The organism is Amycolatopsis thermalba (assembly GCF_023376025.1).
GTDB classification, from domain to species: domain Bacteria; phylum Actinomycetota; class Actinomycetes; order Mycobacteriales; family Pseudonocardiaceae; genus Amycolatopsis_E; species Amycolatopsis_E thermalba.
The window spans coordinates 4,053,538-4,075,819 of record NZ_CP091196.1; the positions used below are offsets into that span (position 1 = coordinate 4,053,538).

At 73.4% G+C, this 22,282-nt stretch carries 17 protein-coding genes and 3 pseudogenes; 11 read left to right on the top strand and 9 right to left on the bottom strand.

What is annotated here, in order from left to right:
• The first annotated feature begins 105 nt into the window (after positions 1-105).
• The gene (locus L1857_RS19515) at positions 106-384 is read left to right on the top strand and encodes a hypothetical protein (protein WP_240323368.1); all 279 of its coding nucleotides are present in this window, start codon (positions 106-108) and stop codon (positions 382-384) included.
• The gene (locus L1857_RS19520; protein ID WP_240323369.1) at positions 381-689 is read left to right on the top strand and encodes an HdeD family acid-resistance protein; all 309 of its coding nucleotides are present in this window, start codon (positions 381-383) and stop codon (positions 687-689) included. Before L1857_RS19515 ends, L1857_RS19520 begins: the two co-directional genes overlap by 4 nt.
• A 50-nt stretch (positions 690-739) precedes the next feature.
• Here the strand turns inward: L1857_RS19520 and L1857_RS19525 are convergent, their stop codons facing one another.
• Complete coding sequence (locus tag L1857_RS19525; RefSeq protein ID WP_094003087.1) at positions 740-1,135, bottom strand: DUF5313 family protein; 396 nt, start codon at positions 1,133-1,135, stop codon at positions 740-742.
• Between the two features lie 70 nt (positions 1,136-1,205).
• Here L1857_RS19525 and L1857_RS19530 point away from each other — a divergent pair, with 70 nt between their 5' ends.
• Positions 1,206-1,658 (top strand): MarR family winged helix-turn-helix transcriptional regulator, encoded by a 453-nt coding sequence (locus L1857_RS19530; protein ID WP_094003086.1) that lies wholly within the window; start codon positions 1,206-1,208, stop codon positions 1,656-1,658.
• 65 nt (positions 1,659-1,723) lie between these two features.
• Here the strand turns inward: L1857_RS19530 and L1857_RS19535 are convergent.
• Positions 1,724-2,394 (bottom strand): annotated as a pseudogene (locus tag L1857_RS19535) (alpha/beta hydrolase); the annotation flags it as partial.
• Positions 2,395-2,592: 198 nt separating this feature from the next.
• Between L1857_RS19535 and L1857_RS19540 the strand changes: the two are divergent.
• On the top strand, positions 2,593-4,245 hold the full coding sequence (locus L1857_RS19540) for an amidohydrolase (RefSeq protein WP_249465818.1): 1,653 nt from the start codon (positions 2,593-2,595) through the stop codon (positions 4,243-4,245).
• A 1-nt stretch (position 4,246) separates the two neighbouring features.
• Here L1857_RS19540 and L1857_RS19545 read toward each other — a convergent pair.
• From L1857_RS19545 to L1857_RS19555, 3 genes and pseudogenes are all read right to left on the bottom strand, one after another.
• Positions 4,247-5,345 (bottom strand): annotated as a pseudogene (locus L1857_RS19545) (DUF1015 family protein).
• Positions 5,346-5,367: 22 nt separating this feature from the next.
• Positions 5,368-6,165 (bottom strand): alpha/beta fold hydrolase, encoded by a 798-nt coding sequence (locus tag L1857_RS19550; RefSeq protein ID WP_094003082.1) that lies wholly within the window; start codon positions 6,163-6,165, stop codon positions 5,368-5,370.
• A 98-nt stretch (positions 6,166-6,263) separates the two neighbouring features.
• Positions 6,264-7,304, bottom strand: coding sequence for an AraC family transcriptional regulator (locus tag L1857_RS19555; RefSeq protein WP_249465821.1), 1,041 nt, complete (start codon positions 7,302-7,304; stop codon positions 6,264-6,266).
• Between the two features lie 141 nt (positions 7,305-7,445).
• On the opposite strand from L1857_RS19555, the gene L1857_RS19560 reads away from it, so the two are divergent.
• From L1857_RS19560 to L1857_RS19585, 6 genes and pseudogenes are all read left to right on the top strand, one after another.
• Entirely contained in the window at positions 7,446-8,933 is a 1,488-nt protein-coding gene (locus tag L1857_RS19560) for a flavin-containing monooxygenase (RefSeq protein WP_094003080.1), read from the top strand.
• The gene (locus L1857_RS19565) at positions 8,930-10,627 is read left to right on the top strand and encodes an FAD-dependent oxidoreductase (RefSeq protein ID WP_167481488.1); all 1,698 of its coding nucleotides are present in this window, start codon (positions 8,930-8,932) and stop codon (positions 10,625-10,627) included. The genes L1857_RS19560 and L1857_RS19565 overlap by 4 nt, the downstream gene beginning before the upstream one ends.
• 291 nt (positions 10,628-10,918) lie before the next feature.
• Positions 10,919-11,233 (top strand): annotated as a pseudogene (locus L1857_RS19570) (acetoacetate decarboxylase family protein); the annotation flags it as partial.
• Positions 11,234-11,325: 92 nt separating this feature from the next.
• Positions 11,326-11,766 (top strand): hypothetical protein, encoded by a 441-nt coding sequence (locus L1857_RS19575; RefSeq protein ID WP_249467551.1) that lies wholly within the window; start codon positions 11,326-11,328, stop codon positions 11,764-11,766.
• A 351-nt stretch (positions 11,767-12,117) separates the two neighbouring features.
• Positions 12,118-12,426 carry a hypothetical protein gene (locus L1857_RS19580; protein ID WP_167481490.1) on the top strand — a complete coding sequence of 103 codons (309 nt, stop codon included), beginning with the start codon at positions 12,118-12,120 and terminating at the stop codon, positions 12,424-12,426.
• 687 nt (positions 12,427-13,113) lie between these two features.
• Entirely contained in the window at positions 13,114-13,422 is a 309-nt protein-coding gene (locus L1857_RS19585) for a hypothetical protein (RefSeq protein ID WP_167481489.1), read from the top strand.
• 231 nt (positions 13,423-13,653) lie between these two features.
• Here L1857_RS19585 and L1857_RS19590 read toward each other — a convergent pair whose 3' ends face one another.
• On the bottom strand, positions 13,654-16,428 hold the full coding sequence (locus L1857_RS19590) for a hypothetical protein (protein WP_249465823.1): 2,775 nt from the start codon (positions 16,426-16,428) through the stop codon (positions 13,654-13,656).
• 170 nt (positions 16,429-16,598) lie between these two features.
• On the opposite strand from L1857_RS19590, the gene L1857_RS19595 reads away from it, so the two are divergent.
• Entirely contained in the window at positions 16,599-19,742 is a 3,144-nt protein-coding gene (locus tag L1857_RS19595; RefSeq protein ID WP_249465826.1) for an ATP-binding protein, read from the top strand.
• Positions 19,743-19,748: 6 nt separating this feature from the next.
• On the opposite strand, the gene L1857_RS19600 is transcribed toward L1857_RS19595, so the two are convergent.
• Genes L1857_RS19600 through L1857_RS19610 form a run of 3 tightly spaced genes read right to left on the bottom strand, consistent with a single transcriptional unit; the run spans position 19,749 to position 22,145 of the window.
• Positions 19,749-20,594 (bottom strand): ABC transporter permease, encoded by an 846-nt coding sequence (locus tag L1857_RS19600; RefSeq protein ID WP_094003075.1) that lies wholly within the window; start codon positions 20,592-20,594, stop codon positions 19,749-19,751.
• Complete coding sequence (locus tag L1857_RS19605; protein WP_094003074.1) at positions 20,591-21,568, bottom strand: ATP-binding cassette domain-containing protein; 978 nt, start codon at positions 21,566-21,568, stop codon at positions 20,591-20,593. Before L1857_RS19605 ends, L1857_RS19600 begins: the two co-directional genes overlap by 4 nt.
• Positions 21,569-21,584: 16 nt before the next feature.
• Positions 21,585-22,145: an NADPH-dependent FMN reductase gene (locus tag L1857_RS19610; RefSeq protein ID WP_094003073.1), complete on the bottom strand. Its 561-nt coding sequence runs from the start codon at positions 22,143-22,145 to the stop codon at positions 21,585-21,587.
• Positions 22,146-22,282 lie beyond the last annotated feature (137 nt).

Sequence of the window (22,282 nt, forward strand, 5' to 3'; positions counted from 1 at the left end):
CCGGTGATCAATCCCGGATTCCGTTGGTATCCCGGGGAGTTCGCGAAGTGCGGCCGGTGCCGGCGGCGCTTACCGTGATCCGGGAATCGCGGGAAGGGAGCGGGCATGGCCGCCGATCAGCCCTACGGGGCGTTCCGGGTGATCTCCGGTGCCGGGGTGGGCCGCGAGCTGCGGCGGGTGACCGGGCGGTGGTGGATGGTCGCCCTGCTCGGCGCCGCCACCGCGGTGCTCGGGGTGCTCCTGCTGGTGAACCTGGCCGTCGCGGTGGGGACGCTGGCCGTGATCGTCGCGATCGCGTTGCTGTTCGAGGGCATCGACGAGATCCTCACCGCACGCGCTGGCCGTCCTACCTGCTCGGCGCCGTCTGGATCGCGGTCGGGGTGATCGCGCTCGCCTGGCCGGGGATCACCCTGCTCACGCTGGCGGTGGTGGTCGGCATCGGGTTCGTGGTGGCCGGTGCCGGGCAGATCGCGGCGGCCCTGGCGTGGCGGCGGCGCCTGCCGATGTGGGGCCTGTGGCTCGGCCTGGGCGTGGTCACGCTGCTGATCGGCGTGGTGGCCCTGGTCTGGCCGGACCTGACGATCCTCACGCTCGCGATCTGGCTCGGCATCGCCCTGGTGCTGCGCGGCGCCGGCGCGCTCTGGTTCGGCCTGCAGCTGCGCCGCGCCCACCGGGCGATCGAGGTCTAGACCGCGAGCGAGCCGGCCGGCTCGCCGCGGCGCGGTACGGGCGCTACCGCTCACTCCGGTGAGCGGTAGCGCGCGATGTAGCGCTCCTTGACCTCGCGCTCGGCCTCGTCCCTCGCCGCGGCGCGGGTCCGGCGTCCGGTGCCGTACGGGTAGCCGTGCTTGCGGAGCCGGTTCTCGCCGCTTTCCTCGGCGTAGACCAGCGAGTAGAAGAACCCGACGAGCCCCGCCATGAGCACCAGGCTCAGCCGCAGCGTGAGCGGGCCCGGCAGCAGCAACCAGACCAGCATCAGCGGCAGGAGCAGCACCGAGGCCCGGGCCGCGTGCCGCCACAGCCAGGTCTTGGCGGTCACGTCGTGCAGGACCCAGGAGCGGTGCGCCTCCGGGAGGCGGCCGCCGAGGGCGTACCACAGCCACTGGAGGGGATGGGGGCGTCGGCGCTCGGTCACGCCTTCGACAGTACCCTGAAAGTTAATGCGTTAAATATCAGTGCACTGCGACGGGAGTAGGCTGGGCCACATGACCGCGATCGACCTGGGCGAGGACCCGCTGGCGCTGGACCGGCAGGTGTGCTTCGCCCTGTCCGTGGCCTCCCGCAGCGTCATCGGGATCTACCGGCCGCTGCTCAAGCCCTACGGCCTCACGCACCCGCAGTACCTGGTGCTGCTCGCGCTGTGGGACCGCGCGCCGCGGTCGGTGAAGGACCTGTCCGAGACCCTGCGCCAGGAACCCGCCACGCTGTCGCCCCTGCTCAAGCGACTGGAGGCGCTGGGCTACCTGACGCGGGAACGCAACCGCTCCGACGAGCGGGCGCTGACGGTCGACCTGACCGAGTCCGGCCGCGCCCTGCGCGCCGAAGCCGAGAAGATCCCGTACCGGGTGGTGGAGACGCTCGGGATGGAGGTCGCCGAGCTGGAGCAGCTGCACGCCGCGCTGGCACGGGTCATCGCGGCGACCGACCGGAGCGGCTGAGCGCCTGCTCCGCGCCAGTGGCGAAGCCGGCACCCGGCCTGGCGGGGCGGCTGCCCCGTCGGGGATCAGTCCCGCAGGGCCTGCTTCAGCACCGCGACCGCCTGGTCGATCGCGGCTTCCGCGGCGTTGGTCCCGCGCAGCGCGTTGAGCATTACGAAGTCGTGGATGACGCTCTTCGCATACGCCTCGCCCTCGTCGCGGAGCACGTCGGCCTCGGCGGTGATCACCAGCGCCGGCGGCAGGCCGGCCAGCTCGTCCAGGCTCGCCCGCAGCGGTGAGGCGGTGATCTCCGCGCGGGGCCGGGTCCCCACGTCGTGCCGTCGCGGGCGAGGAAGTAGCCGGTGGCGAACTGCCGGTAGGAGCCGGTGTCGAAACTCGCGTCGGTGACCGGGTAGAACAGCACCTGCCGGCGGAAGGTCACGTCGCCGCGCTGCTTGGCCAGGATCGTCACGGCCGCGGTCGTGTTCCCACCCCCCGAGTCACCGGCGATCGCCAGGCGGCTCGCGTCCAGGTCGTGCTCCGCGCCGTGCGCCACGATCCACCGGGCCGCCGCGTAGTTCTGCTCGAGCGCGACCGGGTGGCGCGCCTCGGGGGAGCGGTCGTAGTCCGGGAAGACAACCGCCGCGCCGGGGCCGGCGGCGATCTCGCGGATCAGCCGGTCGTGGGTGTGCGCGTTGCCGAACACCCAGCCCGCCCCGTGGATGTAGAGGACCGGCAGCGTGCCGGTGGCCTCGGCGAAGGCCTGCGCGGCGGGTTCCAGGCCGGAGACGCGATGGGCCTGCCTGTGGACGATCTCGAGGAGCTGCGGTCGACGCCTACCGCGAGGCCCGGACCTGCGTATAACGACCTATACGGCTCGGCGCTGGTGCGTGCGATCCGGCGGCCCGGCCCCCTAGTCTGCGGGGGAAGGGCTGCCGAACCGAGAGGATTCCCCGTGCTCGACCTGCTGGTGCGCAACGTCCGTGCGCTGACCGTGTCCGACGAGCGTCCCCGCGCGCACACCGTGGGCGTGCTGCACGGGCGGATCGTCGGGGTCGACGAGGAGGTCGCGGGGCTGCCCGCGCGGACCGTGGTCGACGGGGACGGCGCGGTGCTCACGCCGGGGTTCGCCGACGCGCACAACCACATGGTCTGGTACGGCCTGTCGCTGGCCGAGATCGACCTGTCCGTGTGCCGGACGCTGGACGAGCTGTACGACACGGTCGCCGCCCGGGCCGCCGAGCTGCCCGCCGACGCGTGGGTGATCGGCTCGAAGTACGACGACTTCGTGCTGGGCGGGCACCCGGACCGCGCCGCGCTGGACCGCGCCGGCGGCGGGCGGCCGGTGTGGCTCAAGCACCGCTCCGCCCACATGTGCACGGTCAGCTCGGCGATCCTCGCCCAGGCCGGGGTGCTCGACGGGTCGGCGCGCGTGCCGGAGGGCGGCGTCGTGGCCCGCGACGACGACGGCGCGCCGACCGGGCTGCTCGCCGAGCAGGCCCAGCAGCTGGTGGACGCCCTGGTCAAGCCGTATCCGGTGGAGGAGCTGGCGGCCGCGATCGAGCGCGCCGCGAAGGTGTACGTCACCGAGGGGCTGACCGCGGTGACCGAGGCCGGGATCGGCGGCGGCTGGATCGGGCACAGCCCGGCCGAGGCGTCGGCCTACCACCTGGCGCGGGAGCGCGGGGCGCTGCCGTTGCGGGTCGAGCTGATGCCGGCCAGCGAGGTGCTGCACCCGCTCGGCGGCAACCCCGCCGACACCGGATCGGTCGGCGTGGACCTGGGGCTGCGCAGCGGGTTCGGCGACGAGTTCCTGCGGCTGGGGCCGATGAAGATCTTCACCGACGGCGCGCTGAGCAGCCGCACCGCCGCCCTGACCGAACCGTTCTGCTCGCACGGCGGCCTCGGGGTGCTGCAGGACGATCCGAAGGTGCTGCGGGAGGCGATCATCGCCGCGCACCGCAGCGGCTGGCGGGTGGCCGCGCACGCCATCGGCGACCGGGCGATCGACCTGACGCTGGACGCGTTCGAGGAGGCGCAGCGGGTGCTGCCGCGCCCGGACGTGCGCCACCGCATCGAGCACGCCGCGATGGTGCGCCCGGACCAGCTGCCGCGGCTGGTCGCGCTCGGCGTGGTCCCGGTGCCGCAGGCGCGGTTCCTGTACGAGATCGGCGACACGATGGCCGAGGCGCTCGGGCCGGCGCGGGTGCCGTGGCTGTACCGGCACCAGTCCTTTGTGGACGCCGGGTTGCGGGTGCCGGGCAGCTCCGACCGGCCCTGCGTCGGGGTGGGCGCGCCGCTGGCCGGCCTGCGGTCCATGGTCGAGCGGACCACCAGCGCCGGGGTCGTGCTGAGCCCGGACGAGCGGGTGGACGCCACCGAAGCGTTGCGTTCCTGCACCGCGCACCCGGCGTGGGCCTCGCACCAGGAACACGAACGCGGCCGGCTCGCCGCGGGGCTGCGCGCGGACATGGTGCTGCTGGACGACGACCCGACGACGGTGCCCAGCGCGCGGATCAGCGAGATCGGCGTGCTGGCGACCTTCGTGGGCGGCCGGTGCGTGCACGGCGCCGGGTCGCTGCGGGCGGACGGGCCGGTGCCGGTCTGAGTCACGCCTCCAGCGCGGCCAGCAGCAGGCCGCTGCGCGGTTTCGGGGTGAAGTACGTGCTCTTGCGCGGCATCCGGCGGCCCTGGGCGTGTGCGGCGAGCACTTCGGACAGCGGGACGGCCGCCAGACGCAGTACGGCGTCCGTCCCCGGTCCGGGAGCGTGCCCGCCGGGTAGCGCGTGCACGTGCGGGCCCTCCGGGTCCAGGCCGAGCGCCCGCGCCAGCAGCAGGTTCTCCACCACGGCGTGGACGGGCCCGCCTGGCAGTCCGACCACCAGCGCGCCGCCGCGGGCGGTGACCGCGACCGTGCCCGGGGCCGGAGCGTCCACTTCGGACACCTCGCGGACCGCCAGGCCCGCGGCGCGCCACGCGGACGCCAGATCGGGCGCCGTCAGGCCGGTGCCGCTGATCGTGCGGTGGATCGCGCCGATGCGCAGGTCCGGTCCCGCCGTCACCAGCGCCAGAAGCGGGGTGCCCGGCGACCCGGTGGTTGCCGTCGGCCACCAGCAGCGGAGCGGCGCGCACCGCGTCGAGCAGCCGGTCCTGCTCGGCGCCGGGACCCGTCAGCCACAACCGGTGCGAGCGGCCGGCGCGGTCGGTCACGTCCACGGCGGGGTTCCCGCGCATCGCGCCGAGCGCGGCGGACGTGAGGCCCGCGCCGGAGACCGGCACCAGCATCGCCGCGCTGGTCGCGCAGCCCAGCGCTCGCAGGGCGGCGGCGCGTTCCGCGACCACACCGGCGTAGACCTCCTCGCCGTGCCGGATCCGCGCCCCGACCGCCGACGGATCGACCAGGCACAGCACCCCCGCCGCGGTCCCGTCGCGCCCGGCGATCCGGTAGGGCGCCACGACGTCGCGCACCGGCCGGTAGTCCCGCTCCCGCAACCGGTCCAGCATCGCCCGCGCCGCGGGCAGCGCTTCCCGCAGCGTGGTGCCGCCCGGCCTGCGGTGCGGGTGTTGCACCGCCAGCAGCGAATCACCCGGCGCGGCGGTCAGCGCCGCCGTGATCTCGCCGGGGTCGGCGAACTCGTCGGTGTCCGGACCCGTCACCGGCCCGTCCAGGACCCACCCCGTGCCGATCGCGCGTGCCCATTCCGTCATGCCCCGATCCTGCCGGACCGGCTCAGCTCGCCCGCGACAGCTCCGCGGTGTCCCCGGCCCGCGCCCAGCGCGCCAGGCGCGGCGCGGCGGCGACGTAGAAGTCCGGGTCCAGGCCCATCCCGGTGTGCGTGCTGCGGACCTCGACGCACTCGGCGTAGGGGTCCTGGCACAGCTGCCACGGCGCGATCGTGTCCGCGCGCGAGTACACCGCCAGCGCGGGCACTTCCGGCGGCAGGGGAGCGGCCAGCGACTTCATGTTCTCGTCGTAGCACGAGCCGGTGAAGCAGTCCGGGTCCATCAGGCCGGGAACGCCCAAAGTGGACAGACGGGCGAGGAGGCGGGCCACGCGCACCACCTTCGGGTGCGCGCCGAGCGGATCGAGCACCGGGCTGCCCAGCATCACCAGTCCGCGCACCAGATCCGGCCGGCGGATCGCGGCCAGCCGCGCCAGCCAGCCGCCGCGGCTCTGCCCGATGAGGACGACGCGGCCGCCGGTGTCCTCGGCGTGCCGCTCCAGCCGCGCCTCGATCCGGTCGACCAGCTCCGTGGTGCACCCGACGTTGAGACCGATCCGTGACCCGGACGGCCGGTAGCCACGCGCTTTCAGCCACGCGCCGGCCAGGGTCAGGCTGCGATCGCCGAAACCGAAACCGGGCACCAGCACCACGCCCAGCCCGGCGCCCTCGTCCGGATCCTCCGGCCGCCAGATCGGATGACGCAGTAGTCGCGGGATGTCCAGCAGCGCCAGCAACAGGTGCTCGCGGGTCGCCGTGCGGATCGTTTCGCCCGCTTCGCGCGCGGGCTGGAGCAGCGTCAACATGTGCGGCCTCCTCGCAGCTGAAGAGACCCTTGATCTACCCCGGAATCGCGTGGTTGACACCTGACAGCCGTGTCGCACCGTCGAAACCGGACGAAAAGTCAGGCCCGTTTCCCGGCCCGCAGGTACCGCGCCGGGGTGGTGCCGGTCCAGCGGCGGAACGCGTAGATGAAACTGGACGCCTCCGCGTACCCCAGCCGCAGCGCCACGTCCTCCACGGACAGCGCGCCGGTCGCGAGCATCTCCTCGGCCAGCGCCTGCCGGACCTCGTCGAGCAGACCGCGGAAACTGGTGCCCGCGTCCTCCAGCCGCCGCCGCAGCGTGCGCGTGCTGATGTTCAGCTCCCGCGCCACGTCTTCCATCGCGAGCGTGCCGCCGACGCGGATCAGCTTGTCCCGCACCTGGTGCGCGATGCCGGAGCGGGCCCGGCGGCGGCTGACCAGCTCGCGGCACTGCGCCTCGCACAACGCGACGGTGTGCGCGCTGGCCTGCGGCAGCGGCTGCCCCAGGGACGCGGCGTCGATGGCGACGTGGTGCGCGGGCGCGCCGAACGCCGGACGGAACCCGAACACCTCCGCGTAGCGGGCCGGATCGGGTGGCGCGGGAAAGCGGAACTGCAGGCGCCGGACGTGCAGACCACCGGGCAGCAGGTCGTGCATCACCGTGTGGATGGCAGTGATGTCGCGCTCCAGCAGGAACCGGCGCACGTCGTGCGGCAGGCCGTCGTCCCGCAGCTCGAACCGCAGCTCGTCGTCGGCCAGCTCGACCACCGGGAGGCAGAAGATGAAGCTGAGGTCGAGGTAGCGCAGGGCGAAGGTGATCGCGTCCCGCAGGGTCGGGCTGCTGATGCAGGCGAACCCGAACACGCCGAACGTGGTGACCCGGTACCGCACCCCGGCCTCCAGCCCCAGGCCCGGCGGGTCGCCGAGTTCCCGGACGAGGTTGCGCGCGACCGTCAGCTCCTGGTGGGCGTCGACCTGCGCCGCCGGGTCGTCCAGGCGCGACGGCGGCAGCCCGGTGCCGCGCAGCAGGGCGTCGCGGGGCACCCCGCGCTCGGCCCCGAACCGCACGAGCAGCGCGACGCTGGCGACCCCGCGCGGGAAGTCCCAGTCACGGACGGCGACCGGCAGGAGCTGAGCCATGGCCGGAAGTATGGATTCCGCCGGTCGGCGGTACGCGGGCGGGGGTGGCCGAAAATCTCGGTTTTCTGGCCGGTGGTCTCTGTGGGGAAGTGACCGCGAGCACTTACTGTGGAGTAGCCCCACTCACCGCCGAGGAGCAGCATGGCACGCAGCACCGCACCCCGACCGCCGTCCGTCCTGATCATCGGCGCCGGTTTCGGCGGCCTGGCCGTCGCGACCGAACTGGTCCGCGCGGGTTTCGGTGACTTCACGATCCTGGAGCGAGCGGACGAGATCGGCGGGGTGTGGCGGGAGAACACCTACCCCGGCGCCGGCTGCGACATCCCGTCGCCGCTGTACTCCTTCTCCCACCGGCCCAACCCCGACTGGCCGATGCGGTTCTCCCTGCAGGCCGACATCAAGACCTACCTCGAGGACGTCGCCCGCGAGTACGGGGTGACCGGCCGGATCCGGTTCGGCACCGGCGTGGCCGGGGCCGAGTTCGACGAGAGCACCGGCCGGTGGCGGGTGCGCACCGAGGCCGGCGAGGTGCTCGAGGCCGACGTCCTGGTGCCCGCGGTGGGGCAGCTGTCCCGCCCGGCGCTGCCCGACATCGCCGGCCGCGAGTCCTTCCGCGGACCGGCCTTCCACTCCGCGGCCTGGGACCACCAGGCCGACCTCGCCGGCAAGCGGGTGGCCGTGATCGGCACCGGCGCGAGCGCGATCCAGTTCGTGCCCCGGCTGCAGCGGATCGCGGGGCACGTCACGGTGTTCCAGCGCTCGGCGCCGTGGATCGTGCCCAAGAACGACGTGGCGTACCGGCGGTGGCACCGCGCGCTGTTCCGCCGCCTGCCGGTCACCCAGAAGATCGAGCGGTTCCGCATCTGGCTGATCTGCGAGTTCCTCTCGCTCGGGCTCGTCGATCTCCCGCTGGTGCGCCGGTACCTGGAACGGCTGGCGAACCGGCACCGCGAGAGCCAGGTGCCGGACCCGGAGCTGCGCGCCAAGCTCACCCCGGACTACGACCCCGGGTGCAAGCGCGCGTTGTTCTCCAACGACTACTACCCGGCCCTGACCCGGCCGAACGTGTCGGTGGAGACGGAGAAGATCGTCGAGATCGTGCCCGAGGGCGTGCGCACCGCCGACGGCGTGGTGCACGAGGCGGACGCCCTGATCTACGGCACCGGGTTCCGCGCCACCGACTTCCTGGCGCCGATGACGGTGCGCGGCCGCGGCGGCGCGGACCTGGCCGGCACCTGGCGCGACGGCGCGTGGGCCTACCTCGGTATGACGGTGCCGGGGTTTCCGAATCTCTTCCTGGTCTACGGCCCGAACACCAACCTGGGTGGCAACTCGATCGTCGCCATGCTCGAATCGCAGGCCCGCTACATCGTGCAGGCGGTGCGGGCGCTGGCGGGCAGGCCGGGGGTGGCGCTCGACGTCAAGCCCGAGGTCGCCGCCCGCTTCGACACCGTGCTGCAGCGCAAGCTCGGCCGGTCGGTGTGGACCCGTTGCTCCAGCTGGTACCGCAACGAGGCGGGCCGGATCGTCAACAACTGGCCCGGCACGGTCACCCAGTACCGGTTGCGGACCCGGGCCCTGGATCTGGGCGACTACCGCGCGATCACGGCGGGAGGGGGCGGCGCATGACCGGCGAGCTGGACTACGACGTGGTGGTGATCGGCTCGGGTTTCGGGGGCAGCGTGAGCGCGCTGCGCCTGACGGAGAAGGGCTACCGGGTCGGGGTGCTGGAGGCGGGCCGCCGGTTCGCCGACGACGAGTTCGCCAAGACCTCGTGGCGCCTGCGGAAGTACCTGTGGGCGCCCGCGCTGGGCTGCTTCGGCATCCAGCGGCTGACCCTGCTGCGGGACACGTTCGTCCTCAGCGGCAGCGGAGTCGGCGGCGGGTCGCTGGTCTACGCCAACACGCTGTACGAGCCGCCGCGGCCGTTCTACGAGGACGCGCAGTGGGCGCACATCACCGACTGGCGCGCCGAGCTGGCGCCCTACTACGACCAGGCCAAGCGGATGCTCGGGGTCACCGAGTACCCGGGCACCACGCGCGCCGACCGGGTGCTGCGCGAGGTGGCCGAGGACATGGGCATCGGGCACACGGTCCGGCCGACGCCGGTCGGGGTGCTGTTCGCGACCGGTGGCCGCAAGCCCGGGCAGGAGGTGCCGGACCCGTTCTTCGGCGGCGCCGGCCCGGCCCGGCGCGCCTGCACGCACTGCGGATCGTGCATGACCGGCTGCCGGCACGGCGCGAAGAACACGCTGGTCAAGAACTACCTGCACCTAGCCGAGCGGGCGGGGGCGCGGGTGCACCCGCTGACGACGGTGGTGGACGTTCGCCCGCGGCCCGGCGGCGGCTACCGGGTGACGACGGTCCGGACCGGCTCGCGCGGGCGGCGCCGGACGTTCACGTGCGAGCAGGTCGTGTTCGCCGCGTCGGCGCTGGGCACGCAACGGCTGCTGCACCGGCTGCGCGACCGCGGCTCGCTGCCGCGGATCTCGCGGCGGCTGGGGTACCTGTCGCGGACCAACTCCGAGGCGATCCTGGCCGTGCGATCCCGTGACAGGGACGCCGACTACACCGACGGGGTGGCGATCACGTCGTCGATGCACCCGGACGAGGTCACGCACGTGGAGCCGGTGCGGTACGGCAAGGGCAGCAACCTGATGAGCCTGCTCGCCACCGTGCTGGTGGACGGCGCGGACGGGCGGCGGCGGTGGGTGCTGGGCCTGCGGGAGCTCGTCCGGCACCGGCGCGAGCTGCCGCGCCTGCTGAACCCGCGGCGGTGGTCGGAGCAGATGGTGGGGCTGCTGGTGATGCAGAGCCTGGACAACTCGGTCACCACGTACACGCGGCGGGGCCTGTTCGGCCGCCGGATGACGACGCGCCAGGGTGACGGTGCCCCGAACCCGACGTGGATCCCGGCCGGGCACGAGGTCGCGCGGCGGGTGGCGGCCAAGATCGACGGGGTGCCGCAGGGCGCCTGGACCGACTTCGCGAACATCCCGCTGACCGGGCACTTCATCGGAGGCTGCGCGATCGGCGACTCCCCGGAGACCGGGGTGGTGGACGCCTACCAGCGGCTGTACGGCCACCCGGGCCTGCACGTGGTGGACGGTTCGGCGATCTCGGCGAACCTGGGAGTGAACCCGTCCCTGACGATCACCGCCCAGGCCGAACGGGCGATGGCGCTGTGGCCGAACAAGGGCGAGCCCGATCCGCGCCCGCCGCTGGGCGCCCCGTACGCCCGGCTGACCCCGGTGGCGCCGAAGAACCCGGTGGTGCCCGAGGCCGCGCCCGGCGCCCTGAGGCTGCCGGTAACACCGGTTTGAGCCGGTGCGTGCTTCCGCCTCTCCAGGGCGCCGGGCGTGCCGCTCGCATGCCGGGCATACCGTCCCGCCACCCGGGCGTGTCATCCCACTCCCCAGGCGGGTGCCCGCTCGCCCCGCGTGCCGCCCGCACTCCGGGCGTGCCGCCCCCTCCGGGCGTGCCGCCCCCTCCGGGCGGGGGTGCCCCGCACTCCAGGCGTCCCCCCGGCAGTCCGGGCGGAGTGCGCGCGCGGGTCCCGTCCGCGCGGGAGCCGCGTCCGTCCCGTCGTCCCGATCCGATGTGAGGTCCGCCCGATGTCCGAATCGATCGACTACCCGCCCGAGCCGTGGGACCTGCGCGGCCACCTGCACGTCTCCGCGTGGGCGGTGCCCGTCCGGGAACTGCCGGAGCTGCCACCGGGTGTGCGGCCACTGGTGGTGGCCGGGCGGGCGCTCGTGCTCGCCGCGTGGGTCGACTACCGGCCGCCCGGTGTGCTGTCCTACCGGGAGCTGATGGTCACCGTGGTGGTGCGCGGCGGGCTCACCGTGACGATCCCGCACATCTGGGTGGACAGCCCGGCCTCGCTGGCCGGTGGTCGCGCCCTGTGGCACATCCCGAAGGAACTGGCGGAGTTCACGCTCACCGACGGACCGGAGTTCACGGCGGAGGCGCGTGTGGGTGGGGACGCGGCGGCGGGGAGGCGCCTGCCGGTGGAGACCCGGTGGCTCGGCCGGAGTCCGCCGGGGCGGCGCGTGCTGATGCGGAGGGCCCTGCCGGTGGGGACCTGCTCGCCGGGCCGGAGGCGAGCGGGGAGACCCCGGCCGGCGGGGAACCGGTGGCCGGGCGGCCGAGCGCGGAAGCCGGCGCTGGTGGAGATCCGGAGGCCGCCGGGGCGGCGCCTGCCCGTGGGGATCTGCTTGCCGCGGCGGGGTTTCGGGCTCGGCGCGTGTTGCCGGTGCGGGTGCCGCTGGCGTTTTCCGTCCTGCAGCGCGGGCCCAGGCGCAGCGGGGTGCGCGTGGCCGCCCGGCTCGGGGTGGCCCGCTCGGTGTGGTGCGTCGGCGCGGGTGGGCCGCTTGCGTTTCTGGCCGGGCGTCGTCCGCTGGTCAGTCTGGTCGCGCGGGACTTCCGGATGCGGTTCGGCGGTGATCGCGCGAACCCGTGACACGCCGGGACGTCACACTACCGAGCTATTTGTCCGCCGAGAGCTTGCCTACGTACTGTGTCCGGTAATCCACCGGATCGAGGGGTTTAGACGCCGTACAACCGCGCACCTTCCGGCATCGTCACGCACCGTGAGAACTTCCGGGTAAGAAATGACCGGATAATCGCAGCGCATGACCCCCATCGGCCCGGGCGAGGTTTCCCGGGAGGGCAAACGTCGTTCGTCCGGGTGATGGGGTGGTGTCCGCTGAATTGCTGCGGCCCGGCCTTATCGGCTGCTATCGTCTGCCGTGCTCGTGACGGAGGTTTTCGTCGCGGCGGAACTGTAATCGAGTCGATGGGGAATAAAAAGGTGCTCAAGAAGTCCGCAATTGTCGCCGCTGCTGCGGCCGGTTTCATGATGATCGGTTCCCCGGCCTTCGCCACCCAGGGCGGAGGGTGGGACGACGGCGGCGACACCGGCCAGCTGGGCCTGGTCAACGTCGACGACGTTCTCAACGACAACAACATCGGCGTCTGTGACAACAACGTCAACGTTCTCGCCGTGCAGGTGGAGGACACCCTGAACGGCTTCGGCGTCTCCGTGCCGATCCTGTCCGGCGCGACCCACACCGAGGGTGGCGACACCTCGGACGTCTGCATCGCCGAGGCCGAGAACTGAGCCTGAATCCCACTGGGTTCAGGGTCGTCACGACCCCGGGCCGGCCACCTGTCCCGGTGCGGTCTGACTGCACTCCGGATGGCCCGGGACGGTTTTCTGGGTGAGAGCTGGCCGGTGCCGGTGTGAAACGGGTGCGGACGGGAACTACTGGTACTAGTTCCCGTCCGCACCCGGTCTTCTTCGGGTAGATAACGACGAACACCCGTGTCCGATTCGGATGCGGGTGTTTTGTCGTGCCCGCGATTCTACCGGTCTCCGGGTTGCCGCGCACGTCCGTCGCGTGGTGCGCCACAACCCGGTCCGGACCCACCTTCCGGCGCTCCAGGCCGAGGTGGACGGCCGTGAGATCACGCTACCGGGCTAATTTCCCGGTTCTCCCGAGTTACGGCTCGTATCCACTGCTCTACCGTATCGGGGGGTTTAGACGACGTACAACCGGCCGCCACAGCGGATGCTCACTCACAGTGAAAACGTCTCCGGCGGATGCAACCCGATAATCGCAGCGCATGCCACATGTGGGTCCCCGCGACGGTTTTCCGGGAGGTCAATCGTCGTTCGTCCGGGTGATGGCGAAGTCGCGCCGGATTTGCTTTCGACGCGTCGCCCCGGCTGATAATGTCTGCCGTGCTCGCGACGGAGGTTTTCGTCGCGGCGGAACTGTAAACCGAGTTGATGGGGATTGAAAAGGTGCTCAAGAAGTCCGCAATTGTTGCCGCTGCTGCGGCCGGTTTCATGATGATCGGTTCCCCGGCCTTCGCCACCCAGGGCGGAGGGTGGGACGACGGCGGCGACACCGGCCAGCTGGGTCTGGTCAACGTCGACGACGTGCTGAACGACAACAACGTCGGCGTCTGCGACAACAACGTCAACGTGCTCGCCGTGCAGGTCGAGGAGACCCTGAACGACTGGGGCCTCTCGGTGCCGATCGTCTCCGGCGTGACCGGCACGGAGGGTGGCGACAGCCCCGACGTGTGCGTCGCCGAGGCCGACAACTGAGACTGAACCACGCTCGGTTCAACCCGGTCCGGCCGCCTGTTCCGCTCGGTGCGACCGCACTCCGGATGGCCCGGGACGGATTCCGGCTGAGAGCCGGCCGGTGTGGAGCGGGTGCGGACGGGAACTACTGGTACTAGTTCCCGTCCGCGCCCGGTCCTTCCTCAAGCGGCAACACCAGAACACCCGTATCCGGATTCGGATACGGGTGTTTCGTCGTGCGCTGTTCCGGTTTCAGGCCGGCTGTGGCGCGATTCCGTCGGGCGCGCCCGTGCCCTCCGGCACCTCCGGCAGATCGGCCGCCGCCGGCTCGTGGCTGACCACGTACCGGCCGAGCTGGCGCCCCAGTTCGAGGTAGGCCCCGAACTTGCTGTCGTCGAAGAACTGGTCGCCCGTGCCGTCCCGGGGGAACTCCGGGTGGTGCGCGGCGTAGGACAGCAGCTCGTACGGCAGGTCCCGCCACAGCAGCGCCTTCGCCACGATCAGCCGTCCCACACCGGCCTGCCCGCTCTCGGCCGGGTAGTGGATCGTCCCGGTGATCACCGGGCTGTCCGACAACCTGCTGTTCAGGGCGCTCAGCGGGTGCTCGGGTTCGAGCGGTTCGCCGCCGCCGGGCTCGGCCCGCCACGGGTCGTCGAGCCGCACCCGCACGCCGAGTTCCTGCGTGGCCAGGGCGAGCGCGGACGCCAGCCCGCTCGCCGACGGCGGGGAGTCCGCGCCGGCGTCGATGCAGTAGATCGTCGTGCAGCGGCGGCGGAACAGCTCGACCAGCCCCAGGTTGTCGTAGTGCCCGCCGTCGGTCACGTGCAGCAGCCGGTCGGCGTGCGAGTGGATGCCCAGCACCTCGCGCAGCAGGTAGGGCAGGCGACGGGCGTGCGGCAGCGGCGGATAGGCCCACGCGGCGCGGTCGGTGCGCGGCGGGCAGCGCAGCAGCACGTCCGGGTTGGGCAGCCAGGTGCCCAGCCGCGCGCCGGAGAGCGCGAGCAGGATCTGGTACCAGCGCGAGGCGCGGCCCATCGACGACGCGAACGCCGCGCCGCTGATCGCGACCGCGCCCTGCACGGTGAGGTCGCGCTGGAACCGGCCGGGCACCGATTCCTGCAGGTGCGCGGTCTCGATCCAGCCGACGTCCGGGCCGCCGACCCAGCCGCTGCTCATCGTGTACGAGACCGCGTTGAGTCCGGGGGAGGTGCGGCCCTCGCCGGTCAGGTTCGCCGCGGCCGCGAACACCACGCGCGGGAAGCCCGCCGCGCGGCCGTAGGTCGCCAGCGAACTGCGTTCGGTGCTGGGATAGGGCGCGGCGACGACCTGCCCGTCTCCGCGGCGCACCCGGCGCACGGCGAAGGTGCAGGCCAGCCGTTCCCGGTAGAACGGGTGCAGGCTCAGCGAGGTCTCGTCGATCAGCCCGCCGAGCACGACCAGCACGACCACCAGGCCCAGCGCGGCCCACAGCAGGTCCGGCTCGCCCAGCGGCGTGATCACCGCGGCGAACAGCAGCAGCCAGGCCAGGGCGAGGACGGTGGTGGTGACGATCACCAGCAGCCGCTGGGTGAGGCTGGTCGGCAGGGTCGCGGTGAGCGCGTCGAGCGAGTCCCGGGCCTGGGTCACGACCTTGCGGTTGCGCCACCCGATGGTCGCCAGGGTGGACACGTAGGTCAGCAGCAGCGCGACGAACGGGCTGCCCAGGGCGATCGTGGGCGGGGTCAGGGTGAGCAGGCGGTCGGCCAGCCACGCCAGCGCGGGCAGGCCGAGCACGAGCAGCGCGATGAGGGCGGCCAGCAGTGCGAGCCGGCTGGACAGGCGCCGTGCGATCTGACGCAGCAGCAGCCTGGCCGGCGGGATCCAGCGGGCCACCAGGGAGACCGCCGCGGCGAGCACCAGCGTCAGGCCGAGCGAGAGCAGCGCGCCCGGCCGGGGCGCGGGGTAGCCGCCGTCGGCGGGGAACACCGTCAGCGGGACCTGCCGGTACAGCCAGCCGGTCACCACGCCCAGCACCACCGCCGGGGCGAACACGAGGAACAGCGACAGCAGCAGCCCCCGGGCCAGCACCCCCAGCGCGGTGAGCAGTTCGGCCGGGGTGTTGGCCAGGTAGCTGACGTGCCGCCGGACGTGGTCCTCCTCAGCGCTGCCCGGGCCGAACGCGGTCTCCGGGGTCGCGACCGGTTCGCCGGGCGGGGCCTGCTTCGGGTCGGTGGCCGTGGTGAGGGCCTGGACGAGGGCGCCCGCGGTGTAGCCGCCGCCGGACACCGACACCAGGTACTGGGCGCCGAGCAGCCGTTGCCGCAACGGCTGCAGCGCGCCGAGCGCGACGCTGGCCGAGCGGATCCCGCCACCGGACAGGCAGAACCCGGTGCCGCCGGTGGGTTCGCCCGGGGGCAGGCGGAAGCCGTTGCGCCAGCGGGTGCTCGCGGTCGCCTCGCCTGCGTCGCAGGCGCCGTCGGGGTCGTCGGGTTTCAGCGCGGCGGAGCACACGCCGCCGGGCACGTCGCGGTGCACCGGACGGACGCACCGGATGAGGGTGAGCGCGATGCCGTAGAGGGCGAGCAGGAGCGCCGGGAGCAGGCCGGCGAACTTGGTGACCGCGGCCGCGGTGGCGAAGTCCAGCAGGACCGGGTCCGGATCACGGGTGGCGGCCAGCAGGAGCGCGTTCTCGACGACGTCGGAGACGACCGCGACCAGCCCGGCGATGCGCGCGAAGCGGGCGATTTCGTGCGTCGCGGTGTGCGGCTGGGAGACCCACAGCGCGGCGGTGGTGCCGAGCGCGATCGCGAGCCCGTAGCCGGCGACGAGCGCGAAGTCCCACCACAGGGTGGCCGCGGTGCCGGGCGGGAACGGCAGTGGCTGCGCGCGCCCGCCGAGCTGGCGCCCCACGATCCCGGTGTCCTGGGCGAAGGCCAGGTACACCCCGGCCCCGGCACCGCCCAGCACCAGGGCGGCGACGGCGGTCAGCCCCGCCCTGCCCCGCCCCGGGACCTCGCCCGCCCTGGGCAGCAGCTCACGCCAGCGCATCCTCGCCTCCCCAGCGGATCCGCAAGTATTGCGTGGAGTGTGGTGGCGGTGGCTCCCGGTGTAAAGGCGGCGCGGATGAACAGCCCGGAACCGTTATGCGCGCGGTGGTGGGCCGGGGGTGAGGGAAACCGGCGGACAATACGGACACCGGCGCGCTAGCGTCAGGGGCGATGGACACCCACCTCGAACCCGCGCTGATCGGCCGCGATCACCCGGTGAGCCTGCTGCGCGCCGAGATCGGGCGGGCGGTGGACAGCCACGGCGGGCTCGTGCTGGTCACCGGCGAGCCCGGGATCGGCAAGACCACCCTGATCACCGGCGCGGCGGACGAGGCGCGCCGGCGCGGGGCGCTCGTCCTCGGCGGCGCCTGCTGGGACTCCGGCAGCGCGCCCGGTTACTGGCCGTGGGTCCAGGTGCTGCGCGGGCTCCGCCGCGCCGCCACCGCCGGCGAGTGGGCCGCGATCGAGCGGGAGGCCGGGGGCGGGCTGGCCGTGCTGCTCGGCGAGGCGGACCCGCGGGAGACGCCCGACGGGTTCCGCCTCTACGACGCCGTCACCAGCGCCCTGGTCACCGCCTCGCACAGCCGCCCGGTCGTCGTCGCCCTGGACGATCTGCACTGGGCCGACACCGCCTCGCTCAAGCTGCTCGAGTTCGCCGCCGGGCACACCTGGTTCGAGCGGCTGCTGCTGCTCGGCACCTACCGCGACGCCGAGGTCGAGGTGGCCGACCACCCGCTGCGCCCGCTGCTGTCCTCGCTGGTCGCCAAGGCCCGCACGATCACGCTCACCGGCCTGGAACCGGAGGAGGTCGGCCACCTGATCGCCCGGACGGTGGGCGAAACCCCGGGCGCGGACGTCGTGGCCGAGGTGCACCGCCGCACCGGCGGCAACCCGTTCTTCGTCGAGCAGGCCGCGCGGCTGTGGCACGGCGGCGGATCGGTCACGGCGATCGCGCCGGGCGTGCGGGACGCGGTGCGCCGCCGCCTGTCGCTGCTGCCCGACCCGGTCGTCGCGCTGCTGACCACCGCCGCGGTGCTCGGCCAGCAGTTCCACCGCCAGGTGCTGGCCGCGGTCGCCGCGATGCCCGCCGCGCCCGCCGACCGGCTGCTCGACCAGGCGGTCGCCGCGCGGCTGGTCACCGTGCGGGGCGGGGGCCGGTTCGCTTTCGCCCACGACCTGGTGCGCGAGACGCTCTACGACTCCCTCGGCGAGGACGAGGTCCGCGAACGCCACGCCGCGGTGGTCACCGCGCTGGCGGGCAACCCCGCCCTGGCCGAGCGGATCCTCCCGGCCGAAGCCGCCCGGCACGCCTACCTCGCCGGCCCGCTGGTGCCGCCGTCGCGCGCGGTGGGCCTGCTCGTCGCCGCCGGACGGGCCGCCTCCGGCCGGATGGCGTTCGAGGAGGCGATCGGGCACTTCCGGCGCGCGGCCGGGATCGCCGACGAGCCGCGGCGTCGCGTGCTCGTGCTGCTGGAGCTCGGCGGCGAGCTGCACCACTCCGACGAGACCGCCGAGGGCTGGGCGGTGTTCGAGGAGGCCACCGCGCTGGCCCGGGCGCTGGGTGACGCGGAGCTGCTGGGCCGCGTCGCCCTGACGGCCTACCGCTGGGGCGAGGACGCGGAGCGCGCGGACCTCAAGGCCGGGCTGATCGCCGAGGCGCACCGCGCGCTGATCGGGCCGGGTGAGACGGAGCGCCCGCTGGAGGACCGGGCGCGGGAGGTGATCGTCCAGCTGGGCATGCTGGCCCGCGAGGACGGCGACGACGAGGCGCTCGGTTTCAGCCTGTCCACGCTGCACGACTCGATCTGGGGCCTGGGCACCGCCGCCGAGCGCGAGGCGCTGATGGCGGAGCTGGCCGAGGTCGCCCACCGCAGCGGCGACACCGAGACCGAGCAGTACGCCACGTCGCTGCGCTGGGTCGCGCTGGTGGAGCTGGGCGATCCGCGGTACTTCGACCAGATGCGGGCGTTCGTCGCGCTCGCCGAGCAGGGCGACTCGCGGCGGATGCAGTTCGGCGCGCGGATCGACCAGAGCATCCTGGCCGCCTTCCAGGGCCGCTTCGCCGACGCCGAGGCCCTGTTCGACTCCGTGGTCACGGCGGAGGAACAGGTGCGGCACAGCCATTTCCTGCCGATGCTGCGCCACCACCGGTGGTCGTTGCTGCTGCAGCAGGGCCGGTTCGACGAGCTCGCCGGGTTCCACGCCTCGCTCGGCCCGGGCGACTACCCGTATCCGGGCCTGCTGGAGGCCACCACCGCGGCGCAGCGCGGCGACGCGGCCCAGGCGGCGAAGTACCTGGCCGGGCTGGGGGAGCGGCCGCCGTTCCCGCGCGCGTACCTGCCGATGTTCCTGCGGCTGCAGGCGCAGACCGCGGCCGCCACCGGCGACGCCGTGATGGCCGCGCGGGCCCGGGAGGCACTGCTGCCCTACGACGGGCAGTGGCTGGTGTCGGTGTTCGGGTTCGAGATCAGCGGGCCGGTCACGTTGTGGCTGGGCAGGCTGGCCGCCGCGGAACGCCACTGGGACGAGGCGCTGGACCGCTACCACGCGGCCGAGCGGTCCGCCGAGGCGATGCGGGCCCGGCCGTGGGTGGTCGAAGCGCGGCTGGCCCGGGCCACCTTGCTGCTGGACCGGGCCGCGCCGGGTGACGACACCGAGGCCGCCGCGCTGCTGGACGCGCTCGCCGCCGAGGCGGCCGAGCTGGGCCTGCGGCACGTGCCCGAACGCGTGCGGCGCCTGCGTGCCCGCGGCGAGCGGCCCGCCGCGACCGGCGAGTTCCGCTTCACCGGCACGACCTGGACGCTCGCGCTGGCCGGCCGCACGCTGCACCTGCCGGACGCGAAGGGCCTGCGGGACCTGCACTTCCTGCTCAGCCACCCGGGCACCGACGTGCCGGCGGTGCGGCTGCTCGACCCGGCCGGCGGCGAGGTCGTGGTGGCCGCGCGCCGCCTGGGCGGGGACGAGGTCCTCGACGACACGGCGAAGGCGGCCTACCGGCGCCGTCTCGCCGTCCTGGACGACGAGATCGACGCGGCGGCCGCCCGCGGCGACGACGACAAGGCCGCCCGGCTCGACACCGAGCGGGCGGCCCTGCTGGCGGAACTGCGCGCCGCCGCCGGTCTCGGCGGGCGCACCCGGCGCCTCGGGGACGAGGCCGAGCGCGCCCGCAAGACCGTCACCGCCCGGATCCGCGACACGCTGCGCCGGCTGGACGGTCGCCACCCCCAGCTCGCCGAGCATCTGCGGGCGACCGTCTCCACCGGCGCGAGCTGCCGCTACGACCCGGGCGAGCCCGGCATCACCTGGCGGCTGTAGCCCGGCTCACTTGCGGTTGTAGAGCCGCATCGTGAGCGTCCCGAACACCGCGAGCAGCGCGCCGCTGGCGATGAACGTCCAGGTGATGTCACTGCCGTCCGGCGCGCCCATCATCAGGCTGCGGACCGCGTCGGACAGGATCGTCACCGGGTTGACGTTGACGAACGCCTGCAGCCAGCCGGGCATGGTGGCCGGGTCGACGAACACACTGGACAGGAACGTCAGCGGGAACAGCACCATCATGCTCACGCTCATCACCGACTTCTCGGTGCGCAGCATCAGCCCGAACATCGTCCAGATCCAGGAGAACGCGAACGAGAACACGATCAGCAGGCCGACCCCGGCGAGCACGCCGCCGACGCCGCCGGCCGGGCGGAACCCGAGGATCAGCCCGACGGCGAGGATGACCGCCGAGGCCATGCTGTAGCGGGCCATGTCCCCGAGCAGCGCGCCCACCAGCGCCGCCGGCCGCCAGATCGGCAGCGTCCGGAACCGGTCGAACACGCCCTTCTCGATGTCGATGTTCACGCCCAGCCCGGTGTACATCGTGATCATCACGACGCTCATCACCAGGATCCCGGGCAGCAGGAACTGCAGGTACTGGGTGGTCGACCCGGCCAGCGCGCCGCCGAACAGGTAGGTGAACATCAGCGTCATCATGATCGGGAACGCGGTGACGTCGAACAGCTGCTCGGGCACGTGCTTGATCTTGAGCATCGCCCGCCAGCCGAACGTCAGCGACGCCGACAGCGCGCTGGGGCGCGGCGGTTGCTCGCCGGCGTCCAGCACGGCGTGCAGGCTTTCGGCGGCCGGGGTGTAGGCCGGGGCCGGGTCGGTCGTGGTGGCGGTCATGCCGCTGCCTCCTGTTCCGCGGGGTGGTCGGTCAGGGCCAGGAACACCTCGTCGAGGCTGGGCTGGCCGAGGGAGAAGTCGTCGACGGTGATGCCGGCCTGCGCCAGGTCGGACAGCGCGCGGGCGGCGTGCTCGGCGGCGCCCAGGCCGGACTCGCCGCCGCCGATCCGCGCGGTCAGCGACACCGGGTCGCCGCCGAGTTCCACGGTGGACGCCAGCGCGCGGGCCATGACCCGCTGGGCCTCGCCGCGCTGGGCGGCGTCGCGCAGGCGGACGTGGATCGAGCCCGCGCCCACCGAGGCCTTCAGCTCGCCGGGGGTGCCCTCGGCGATGACCTTGCCGTGGTCGATGACCGCGATGCGGTTGGCGAGGTGGTCGGCCTCGTCGAGGTACTGGGTGGTCAGCAGGACGGTGGTGCCCTGCGCGACGATGATCCGCACGATGTCCCACACCTGGTTGCGGCTGCGCGGGTCCAGGCCGGTGGTCGGCTCGTCCAGGAACAGCACGTCCGGGGTGCGCAGGATGCTCGCCGCGATGTCGATGCGGCGCCGCATGCCGCCGGAGTAGTTCTTCACCTGCCTGCCGCCCGCGTCGGTCAGCCCGAACGCCTCCAGCAGCTGGTCGGCGCGGCGGCGGGCGGCCGGTTTGCGGTGGCCGAGCAGGCGGCCCAGCAGCACGAGGTTCTCGATGCCGGTCAGGTCCTCGTCGATGGAGGCGTACTGGCCGGTGAGGCTCACCCGCTGCCGCACCGCGTCGGCTTCGCGCAGCACGTCGTGGCCGAACACGCGGGCCTGCCCGCCGTCGGGCCGCAGCAGGGTGGCCAGCATCCGCACCGCGGTGGTCTTGCCCGCGCCGTTGGGTCCGAGCACGCCGTACACGGTGCCGGCGGGCACGGCCAGATCCACGCCGTCCACGGCGCGGGTCTTGCCGAACACCTTGACCAGCCCGGACGTTTCGATCGCCAGATCGCTCATGGTCCTTCCTTCCTTGTCACGCCACGTAGGGGCGGGCCCGGCGGGCGGCGCGCAGCGCGTGGCCCCACCAGACGAGCTGGTCGAGCATCGGGCCGACCGCGTGGCGGACGGCCTCGTCACGCGGGCCGCCGTCGGGCCCGGTGTCGAAGAGGTTGAAGCTGACGGTGTTGCGCAGGGTCACGGTGTGCAGCTCGGTGAAGACCACGCGCAGCTGCTCCACCGCGTACAGGCCGGCGCAGCGGCACCCGTAGGACACGAACGCCACCGGTTTGGCCTGCCATTCGTCGTAGGCGTAGTCGATCGCCTGCTTCAGGGAGGCCGGGAAGCTGCGGTTGTACTCCGGGGTCACGACGACGAACGCGTCGGCGCGGTCGATCTCGGTGGTGAACGCCGTCATCGCCGGGGTCGCCCGGGCCGGGTAGCGGGCGGGGAAGTCGAACTCCGCCAGGTCCACCACCGCCAGGTCGAGGTCGCCGCGCTCGCCGGCCTGGCGGGCGAACCACTGCCCGACCCGCTGACCGGCCCGGCCCTCCCGGGTGCTCCCGATCAGGGTCAGGACCCTCAGGACGTCCTCCATCGTGGCCTCCTCCCGTTCTCGACCGGGAGGCGCTAGATCGCCCGCTGGATCCGATCTAGCGGGCGGGACCGCGGAACCGGACCGGGCCTCGCGGCTGCCAGGTCCCGGTGAAGACGGCGAGCCGTGCCTCGGTGAGC